Source organism: Rhodococcus sp. C26F (assembly GCF_053345925.1).
Window position 1 is genome coordinate 204681 of sequence record NZ_JBKFBA010000006.1, and the last position, 9937, is coordinate 214617.

Genomic DNA, 9937 nt, shown 5'->3' on the forward strand with positions numbered 1-9937 from the left:
CCGCGAACGCGGCGAACGTCCACAGAGCCGCGACGGGATCGACGAGGAAGGTGGCCACCACAGCGGCCGCTGCGATCACCAGCGCGAACGACGTCGTGACCACACCACCGGGCGTGCGGTACGGACGCCGCATCCCGGGCTCGCGCACGCGCAGCACGATGTGGCTGACCATCATGAGTACATAACTCACGGCGGCACCGAAGACCGCCATGTTGAGGAGCATCGCGCCCTCACCGGTCAGCGACAGGACGAAACCGATCACGCCGGGCACGATCAACGCGAGCATGGGTGCCTTGCGGGAATTCGTCACCGACAGGCTCGTCGGCAGGTAGCCGGCCCGGGACAGCGCGAAAGTCTGCCGCGAGTACGCGTACATGATGGAGAAGAAGCTGGCGATCAACCCGGCGAGCCCGATGTAGTTGACGACCTTCGCCGCTGTCCCGTCACCCAGCGCCTCCACGAGCGGGTTGCCCGAGGTCGACAACCCCTCGGCGCCCAACGCACCCGTCGCGAGGAACAGCACGGTCGCTCCGGTCAGCAGGAGCACCAGCATGCTGGAGATGATGCCGCGCGGCACGTTCTTCTCCGGCTCACGCGCCTCCTCCGCAGCGAGAGGAACGCCCTCGATCGCCAGGAAGAACCAGATCGCGAATGGGACCGCGGCCCAGATACCGAAGTAACCGAACGGCAGGAAGCCCGAGGCGCCGACGGCATCGGTCGGCGCGATGTCCGTGAGATTGTCGGACTCGAACAGTCCCACCGCAGAGATTGCGAAGATCACGAGTCCGACAAGTGCGATGGCGGTGATGACGAACATCGCCTTGAGCGCTTCGCCCGCACCGGTGAGGTGGATGCCGATGAAAATGGCGTAGACAGCGAGGTAGATCCACCATCCGTCGGTGATCCCGAAGATGTTCAACGATTCGACATAACTGCCGATGAACGTCGCGATGGCTGCAGGTGCGATCGCGTACTCGATGAGAATGGCCGTGCCGGTGGCGAATCCACCCCAGGGGCCGAGCGCGCGGCGGGCGAAGGTGTATCCGCCCCCTGCGGCCGGAAGGGCCGACGACAATTCCGCCATCCCGAGCACCATCGCGAAATACATGCCCGCGATGACCACGCCGGCGATGAGCAGACCGCCGAATCCGCCTTCGGCGAGTCCGTTGTTCCATCCGGCGTAATCACCGGAGATGACATAACTGACACCGAGTCCCGCAAGGAGCACCCACCCTGCGGTTCCTTTACGAAGTGAACGTTTTTCGAGGTATTCGCTCTTCTCGGCGTGGAAGTCGGCGCCGTCGTGGTGCTTACGGGTCCTCGAACTCTTCGATGGTTCTACGACTGACATTCCGTCTCCCTGAGGCGATCGGTTCGTACGGCGGCGTCACGCCGCCGAGGTGGTGGAACGTCGCGCGAGCCGCTGCCGGTGTTCATGAGCTACCCCCCCGGGGTCGTGGAGAATCGCGCAACGAGATGGAGTGCAGCCGTGTAACTCGGATGATCCAGCATCCTCCCGGGCGAACAGGGTGTCTGTTCGTTTCTCGAGTATCGGAGAAGACTGTTGCAACTCTGTTGCGAGCCTGTAATGGAACGCGCGGTTACGTAGCCTGCGGGCGGTCTTCTACCAACCGACGACACGTGGAGGATTCGAAGTGACTGTGCTGCTGTGGGCGGTAGCGATCGTGGCCGTGGCTGCGTTCGGATGGGGCGCATCGGTGGTGTGCCGGGCTCATCGAAGTGTCGTGTGCCGATCCGAGGGTCCCCTATCGGACGCGGGGCGTACCCGGGTGAAGACACGGCGAAGTGTTGCGGTCGTCGGACTGGTTGTCGGAGCTCCGAGCATGGACAAGGTGGTCGTGGTGATAGTTGTTGCGCTGCTGATGCCCGGCTTGTTCCACCTCACTCGCGAGACCCTCGCCTACCCGGTGAACGAGCACTGAGGCTGCAGATAAGACCGTCAGTTGGCGATGTCCACGTCCGTGGTAGCAAGAGCCGATGCCCACCATCGACCTTCGATTCGATGACCGAACGCGATATCGCGTCCGAAAATGCGGTTGCTCGTTATGGCACTGCTCCCTAGGGTGGCCCGCATGGCGTCGGTCAGGCAGGTCCGAGTCACGTTCGATTCCACCGAACCCGAACGACTCGCGCACTTCTGGTGCGCCGTTCTCGGCTACGAGGTGCCCACGCCACCCGACGGGTTCGCGACGTGGACCGACTACGACGCTAGCTTGCCTGCGGAGTCGCAGGGCCGCGCGTTCGTGTGCGCCGATCCGACGGGCGCCGGGCCCCGGTTGCACTTCCAGCGTGTGCCCGAGGAGAAGGTTGTGAAGAACCGGGTGCATCTTGACGTCCGCGTCGGCACGGGCTTGGAAGGTGACGAGCGGCTGGCCACTCTGCAAGCCGAATCCGACCGGCTGGTGGCACTCGGCGCTGCGCAGGTGAAGGTTCTGCACGCTGACGGCGTCGACGAGTCCTGCATCGTCATGCAGGACATCGAAGGCAACGAGTTCTGTCTGGACTGAAGGACGCGCGGCAACCGGTGCTGTCGCGATCGGGGAACGGCGCTACACATCTGCCGATGGCGTGCCACCAGCGATCGGAAGCCGCATACGAACCTCGGTTCCCCGTGGCTCGTTCGGAGAGAACTCGATGTCGCCACCGTGACGCTCGACGATGTGCTCCGACACGATCAAGCCGAGCCCGGAGCCGTCCTGCTTCGCGGAGAACGCCCCTGAGACGAGTTGATTACGCCGGGCTCGTTCCATGCCTCGGCCTTCATCGGCCACCCGGATGCACGCCCAGTCACCATCGCGGTAGGTCGTGACCCTCAATTCCTTCGTCTTCGTTGTGGGCAGGACGATCTCGTCGATCGCGTTGAAGCACAGATTGATGATGACCTGACCGATCAACACGCTCTCCCCCTGTACAGGCAAGCTCCCGACGGTCCGATCGACCACCACCCGCACGCCCCGTTCAGCCGCGCGCAACCGAACGAAATACAGGCTCTCCTCCGTCACGTCGTTGAGATCGATGGCCGACGACGTCGATTCGATGCGCCGCACATACCGTTTGACCGACGCCACGATCTCCGCAGCACGGCTCAACTGCTTCTCCGCCATGTCCAGACCGTAGGAGAGTTGATCGCGGTCGAGAGTGCCACCGGCAACGCGCGTTTGGAGACCACGCAGGTAGTTCGACGACGCCGCCAGCGGTTGCCCGAGTTCATGGGCCAGGATCATCGCCATGTCACCCATCGCGTTGTAGCGGCTCAGATACTGCAGGTTCGCTACCTGGTATTCGTGGCGCTGCTCCAACTCGACGCGGTCGGTCACGTCCCGGATCACGAGCACCCGCGAGACCATGCCGTCGTGCACCACGTCCTCGAGCTCACCGGCGAGCCAGGTGACGCGGCCGTCCGGCCTCTCGATCCTCTGCCGGATCTTCACCGATCCGGTGCCCGACGCCAGCTTCGACACCACCTGCTCGGAATCCAGCGACGGATCGCATCGACCCAGGTCCTCGAGGTGGGCCCCCATCAACCGTTCGGTGGTCGAGCCGAACAACCGCGCCGCGAGTGGTGAGATGTCGTCGATGCAGTTGCCGTCGTCGAGCACCAGGATGCCGGCCGAGGTGTGCGTCATGATCCGCTGCAGCGACTGCGACACCCAGCTGAGTTCCTGCTGGATCTCCACCTCCTCGGAAATGTTGCGGAACTCGACCATCACCACCGCACCGTCCTGGAACTGCACCAGGGACGCGTTGGCGTCGGTGAGGAAGTCCACCCCGTCCTTGGTTCGATATTTCCACTGCCGCCGACTCGATCCATGTACGACCGCGGACTGCAGCCACGCCACTCCCAGCGCCCGGCGATACTGACGTTCCTGACTGCTCATGTGGTGCGCTTTGAGCGGCCGCAACTCCTCGAGCGTGAAACCGAACATCCGGCACGCAGCGGGATTGGCCCACAGGATGTTCTTCGACGCAGCCTCGTGGATCAGGATGCCGGTCTGCGTTCGCTCCGCCATCGCCTGGAAGTCACGTCGGGTAGGGAACATCGATCAACACCTCCGGGAGCAGGACGGTCCATCGTCCGACGCGCAACGTCGTCACCGCCATTGGGAATTACTTTATGGCCTCGGGAGAAAGTCCCGATACCGCCGTAACCGGCTCGTCCATAGCGTGTTCATCAGCGCGAACACGTACCGAAACGGAGACGGCATGACCATCCCCAGCACGACCGAACGGATCGAGGCAGCGCCGGCGGGTCCGGCGCGGGATCGCGCGTTCGAGCACGCACTCGAAGCGCTCCGCGACCGGCGCGACGAGTTCGACCAGCAACGCTTCGTACCCCCCGACTACATCGCATTGCTCAAACGGGCCGGACTGTACCGGGCATCCACGCCGGCACAGTTCGGTGGCGAACCGATGGCGCCGTCGTCCTTCATGAACCTCGTCGAACGGATCTCTGCGATCGATCCGGCTACGGGCTGGGTCGCCAGCTTCGGATCGTCGCTGGTGTACTTCTCCGCTCTCCCGGTCGCGACCCAGGCGAAGATTTACGCTGACGGCCCCGACATCGCCTACGCCGGCGGCTTGTTCCCCATGCAGGAAGCCGAGAAGGTCGACGGTGGCTATCTGTGCAGCGGGCTGTGGCAGTTCGCGAGCGGCTGCCGAGGCGCCGACATCCTCGGGATCGGTCTCGCCGGCGGCCCGGACACCAACGGCATGCCTCTCACCGCGCTGGTGAATCCAGCGGACGTCGAGATCGTCGAGAACTGGGACGTGGCGGGCATGGCAGCCACCGGCTCCCACTCGATACGCGCTGACCAACTCTTCGTGCCCGAGGAGATGACCTTCGTCCGCGGCGGCGCACCGAAAGTCGACGAACCGATCACCCGCTACCCGATGCTTCCCTACGCCGCGCAGGTGCTCGCGGTGGTCACGCTCGGAGCAGCGCGCGGTGCCCTCGACTACGTGCAGGAGGTCGGTGCAGCGCGCTCCAGCATCACCGGCGGTACCGCCAAGGGCAACCGTCCCGCCTACAAGATCGGTCTGGCCAGGGCCGAGGCCGATCTGCGGTCGGCACGTGCATTCTTCTACGAGGTCACCGACGAAGTGTGGAGTCTTGCGCTTGCGGGCGATCCGATCTCCGACGAACACAAGGCGATGCTCCGCTTGGCAGCGACACATGCCGCGCATGTCGGTCGCACCGTGGTGCTGTCGGCCTTCGATCTCGCCGGCACCGGCGCGATCTACGACAGTCATCCTCTCCAGCGATATCTGCAGGATGCGCTCGTTCCTGCCCAGCACGCCATGTTGCAGACCAACACGTTCGAGGCCGCCGGTTCGATTCTGCTCGGTCTCGACTCCGGTATCCCCAGCTTTCCCTGATCGCCTCTCCGACCGTGCGAGCCCGCAAGGCTCACCCGACCGAAAGGACACCTGTCGTGCCCGAACCATTGCGCACCTTGTTCTGCATCGGCAACAACCAGAACTTCTTCGATCTCCCCAAGGCGGAGATCGGCCCGGTCTGGGTCGGCATCTCCACTATGCTCTCCGATCTCAAGCGCATGGACGGCGTCGACATCATCGGCACCTTCGACGACGACGCCCACATGGTCGGACCGTCCGATGGGTGGCCGTGGACGTGCTACGTCCTCGCCGACGTCAAAGACCAGGAGACAGTGAAGAACGCGTGCAACCTGTTGCGCACCACCATGATCGGCGACTTTGCATTGTGGAGATATTTCAAGATCGAAGCTCGTATGGGTCGTGAGCTGACCATTCGGGACGACGTGGACGTGTAGACGTGACCGACATGTCGGACCGACTGTCCGCGCTCGAAGTCAAGGACGCCGCCCGGTCATGCCTGATGCGCTACATGGACCTGTGCGACGTCCCCGGTTCCCTGGAGCATCCCGAACAGATCGGCTCGCTGTTCACCGGCGATGCGACTTGGGAAGGCATCGGATCGGAGTACACAGACAAGTTCGGGATCGCTCACGGGCGCGAGGACATCGTCGCTCTGGTCTCTCGATATCTTCCACCAGCCGAACATTTCGTTCGCAACACGCATCTGCTCGGCAGCGAACGGATCCGGGCCGAGCGCGACAGTGCTCACGGTCGATGGATCATGCAACAACTGTCGCTGTACACGGACGGTACGGCCGAACTGCTGTGTGCCCGAATCGAGATCGATTTCGAGATCACCCGCTCGGCGGACATCACGGCCCGCATACACCGATTCCGCACCCAGCGCATGTTCGCGGCACCCCTGCCCATCGACGCGATGAGTCATCTGCACTGATGCGGACACCCGCACGTGACGAGTTCGAAGGAAGCAAACACATGACGACGATCGAACATTCGACCCAGAACAATTACGGGGATCTCGTCGGCACCGATCGGGTCGCCGGACGGCTCTACACGGACCCGGAGATCTTCCGTGTCGAGATGGAGAAGATCTTCTACCGCACGTGGGTGTGGGTCGCGCACGAGAGCGAGATCCCCGAGCCCGGTTCGTTCAAGACCACTCAGGTCGGGGATCAGCCGGTGATCGTCACTCGTGACCGCAAGGGAAACTTCAACACCCTCCTGAACCGCTGCCGGCACCGCGGCGCGACCGTCTGCGACCAGCGCAGCGGCAAGGCCAACGGCTTCACATGCCCGTACCACAACTGGTCCTACGCTCTCGACGGTCGATTGCGCGGTATCCCCTATCCGGACGGCTACGAGGGAGTCATCGACAAGAAGGACTTCCCCCTCCAGACGCTGCGCACCGAGAGCTACCTGGGCATGATCTGGGCGACCTTCAACCAGGACGCCGAACCCCTCGAGGATTTCCTCGGTGACGCCAAGCTCTGGATGGAGCGCTTCTTCAAGCAGAGCAACGGACTGCCGACCAAGGTGCTCGGCGTCCACAAGTTCCGCTTCAAGGGCAACTGGAAGATCCAACTGGAGAACACCACGGACGGCTACCACTTCCCGATGGTGCACAAGTCATGGATGGCCTCCGTCGACGCGGAAACCGCCGACATGATGTCGTTCATGGACGATCCGGCCGCCGAGACACATTCGCTCGGCAACGGACACAGCGTCGCGATCATGGCCGCTGCCCACGTCGACCTCGATATCGACGACGGCACCGAGGAGATCCAGCCACGCTTCCAGCATCTCGTCGACGAACTCACCGAGGCCGGGGAGAGTCCGGAGCGGATCCGTCGCTACATGCGCTCGATGCACGGCTGCGGGTTCAACCTCAACACTTTTCCGAATGTGGCGATGTCCTCGTCGTTCTTCCGGGTCTTGATTCCCATCTCCGTCGACGAGACCGAGATCTGGCACATGGCCATCGGCATGGACGGCGGCCCTGAATCCGTCAACCGGGAGCGTCTGCGTATTCACGAGCACTTCCAGGGCCCGTTCGGCTTCGGCAGCCCCGACGATGCGGAGGGTTGGACCCGGGTCCAGATCGGTGCCGGTGGCAATCCCGACATGCCCATCCTCGTCAACCGCGGCGAGGGGCGCGAATACCTCACCGAAGAAGGTTGGCCCACTTCACATGTCACCGACGAGACAGGAATGCGTGAGGCCTACGCAATGTGGAAGAAGCTGATGAGCGATGACTGACCTGAGCCTGACCGATCCCCGCGTGTTGCGTGCCATAGAACTGGTGTGGAAGGAGGCCGAAGCCCTCGACGCGAAGGACTACAAGTCCTGGGAACAGATGTACACCGATGATGGCATCTACGTGATCCCCATCGACCCGGACACGGATGACTTCGCGTCCTCGCTCAACATGGTCTACGACGATGCACGGATGCGCCGACTGCGCGTCCAACGCATGCTCCAGGGTTACTCGCCGTCCGCGGTCGCCGCAGCACGCACCGTCCGCGTGATCTCCCGCTTCACCGTGCAGGAACGCACCGATACCTCGGTCACCCTCCGCTCGGCGCAGATCGTCAACGCCTTCAAACGCAACGAGTTCTTGACCCTCGGCGCGGATCTGACGCACACGATCGTGTTCGACGACGAGGGCGACGACAGGATCGCGCTCAAGGTGATCCGTCTGATCGACAGTGAGGACGCGGTCAGCGCGTCCGGCTATCTGCTCTGAGAGGCCGCCATGAATCCTCATGCCCCGGGTATCGCGGTCATCACCGGAGCCGCCGGCGGAATGGGCACCGCCATCGCCCGTAAACTGCATACCGACGGCCGGCGGGTGCTCCTCGCCGACCTCGACACCGCCGCGGTCGACGCCCTCGCGTCGGAGCTGTCCCCCGACGGGTCCACAGCCCGCGGCATCAAGTTGGACGTCGGCCGCAAGGCGGCCTTCGAGGAAGGCCTCGCAGTCTGTGAAGACCTGTGGGGCACGCCCACCATCGTCGTCAACAACGCCGCGGTCACACGCGCGGCCGACCTGATGACACTCGGTGAAGACGAGTTCACGGACGTGCTCACCACGAACGTCAACAGCGTCTTCTTCGGCTGTCAGGTGTTCGGAGCGGCGATGGCCGACAAGGGATTCGGTCGCATCGTCAACATGGCTTCGCTCGCGGGCCAGAACGGCGGCACCGCCACCGGCGGGCACTACGCGGCGTCGAAGGGCGCGATCCTGACCGCCACCAAGATCTTCGCGCGGGAACTCGCCGCGCGAGGCGTGACGGTCAACGCGATCTCCCCGGGCCCACACGATCTGCCGGTCGTCCGCAAGACGGTTCCGGCCGACAAACTCGACGGCATCGTTGCCGGCGTTCCGGTCGGGCGACTCGGCAGCGCATCGTTCGTCGCCGACACCGTCGCGCTGTTGATCTCCGACGACGCTTTCTTCGTCACCGGTGCCTGCTGGGACATCAATGGCGGCCTGTATCTGCGCTGAGCGTTCCATCCCTATCGGCCCGCACCCGTCGCTACACGAGGAGAACCTGACATGACACTCATCGACGTCATCGTCTCCGACATCACCCAGGAAACACCGACCGTCAAGTCGATCACGCTCGTGAAGGCGGACGGGTCACCACTGGGTCCGTACCTGCCGGGCGCACACATCGACGTCGAGGGCCCGACAGCGATCACACGTCAGTACTCGCTGTGCAGCACCCCGGACGCACCGGACTTGTTCGTCTTCGCCGTCAAGAAGGAGGCGAACTCACGCGGTGGATCCGCTGCACTGCACGAACTCTCTGTCGGCGACACCCTCCGCATCAGCACACCCCGGAACCTGCTCGCCATCGCCGAAGAGGCACAGCACCACGTGCTCGTCGCCGCCGGCATCGGCATCACTCCGATGCTGAGTATGGCCCGCTACATGGACGTTCACGGCATCAGCTTCGAACTGCACTACTTCGCCCGCACCGAATCCGAAGCGGCATTCCTGCCGCTGCTGAACGACCGCTGCCCGGACAAGCTGCATCAGCATCTCGGAGTGACGCGCGAGGCCCAGGAGCATGTCCTGAAGGACGAATTCGCCGAATTGCCTCCACACACTCACATCTATACGTGCGGACCGGCCAGGTTCATGGACAAGGTCGTTGCCGTCGCGCGTGAGCACGTCTCCCCCGACGCCATCCACCTCGAGAACTTCCACGCCTCGGAGCAACCCGACGCGTCGGCGAACGCCGCATTCGAAGTCGAGCTGGACGGAGAGACCTATCGGATTCCGGCCGACAAGAGCATCGTCGAGGTCCTCCGGGACAACGGTTGCGACGTCGACACCTCCTGCCAGGAAGGCATCTGCGGAACGTGCATCATGCAGGTCCTGGAGGGTTCGCCCGAACACCGCGACAACGTGCTCACCCGGGCCGAGAAGGAATCCGGGGAAGTCATGGCAGTGTGCGTGTCGCGCACGACAGGGCAGCGACTCGTCCTCGACTACTACTGATCGACCGTGGTCAGGCTTCGTTCGGGACCTCTACGCCGTAGCGGAGGAGGT

The 9937-nt window shown here is 63.7% G+C and carries 10 protein-coding genes; 8 read left to right on the forward strand and 2 right to left on the reverse strand.

Annotated elements, in window-relative coordinates:
* The coding region (eat, locus tag ACLBYD_RS10585) for an ethanolamine permease (RefSeq protein WP_447816395.1) at positions 1-1351 on the reverse strand (1351 nt) is incomplete at its 3' end.
* A gap of 742 nt (positions 1352-2093) precedes the next feature.
* Between eat and ACLBYD_RS10590 the strand changes: the two genes are divergently transcribed.
* The gene (locus ACLBYD_RS10590; protein WP_447816396.1) at positions 2094-2528 is read left to right on the forward strand and encodes a VOC family protein; all 435 of its coding nucleotides are present in this window, start codon (positions 2094-2096) and stop codon (positions 2526-2528) included.
* Between the two features lie 42 nt (positions 2529-2570).
* Here the strand turns inward: ACLBYD_RS10590 and ACLBYD_RS10595 are convergent, their stop codons facing one another.
* Positions 2571-4061 carry a PAS domain S-box protein gene (locus ACLBYD_RS10595; RefSeq protein WP_447816397.1) on the reverse strand — a complete coding sequence of 497 codons (1491 nt, stop codon included), beginning with the start codon at positions 4059-4061 and terminating at the stop codon, positions 2571-2573.
* A 163-nt stretch (positions 4062-4224) separates the two neighbouring features.
* Between ACLBYD_RS10595 and ACLBYD_RS10600 the strand changes: the two genes are divergently transcribed.
* The 7 genes from ACLBYD_RS10600 to ACLBYD_RS10630 are packed head-to-tail and all read left to right on the forward strand — an operon-like array spanning position 4225 to position 9886.
* On the forward strand, positions 4225-5397 hold the full coding sequence (locus ACLBYD_RS10600; protein ID WP_447816398.1) for an acyl-CoA dehydrogenase family protein: 1173 nt from the start codon (positions 4225-4227) through the stop codon (positions 5395-5397).
* A 56-nt stretch (positions 5398-5453) separates the two neighbouring features.
* The gene (locus tag ACLBYD_RS10605; RefSeq protein WP_447816399.1) at positions 5454-5813 is read left to right on the forward strand and encodes a hypothetical protein; all 360 of its coding nucleotides are present in this window, start codon (positions 5454-5456) and stop codon (positions 5811-5813) included.
* 2 nt (positions 5814-5815) lie between these two features.
* A complete protein-coding gene (locus tag ACLBYD_RS10610) occupies positions 5816-6313 on the forward strand; it encodes a nuclear transport factor 2 family protein (RefSeq protein WP_447816400.1) in 498 nt (165 codons plus the stop codon).
* Between the two features lie 41 nt (positions 6314-6354).
* Positions 6355-7635: an aromatic ring-hydroxylating oxygenase subunit alpha gene (locus ACLBYD_RS10615; protein ID WP_447816401.1), complete on the forward strand. Its 1281-nt coding sequence runs from the start codon at positions 6355-6357 to the stop codon at positions 7633-7635.
* Complete coding sequence (locus tag ACLBYD_RS10620; protein WP_006552107.1) at positions 7628-8122, forward strand: aromatic-ring-hydroxylating dioxygenase subunit beta; 495 nt, start codon at positions 7628-7630, stop codon at positions 8120-8122. Before ACLBYD_RS10615 ends, ACLBYD_RS10620 begins: the two co-directional genes overlap by 8 nt.
* Positions 8123-8131: 9 nt before the next feature.
* On the forward strand, positions 8132-8884 hold the full coding sequence (locus tag ACLBYD_RS10625) for an SDR family NAD(P)-dependent oxidoreductase (RefSeq protein ID WP_447816402.1): 753 nt from the start codon (positions 8132-8134) through the stop codon (positions 8882-8884).
* Positions 8885-8935: 51 nt separating this feature from the next.
* A complete protein-coding gene (locus ACLBYD_RS10630; protein WP_447816403.1) occupies positions 8936-9886 on the forward strand; it encodes a PDR/VanB family oxidoreductase in 951 nt (316 codons plus the stop codon).
* Positions 9887-9937 lie beyond the last annotated feature (51 nt).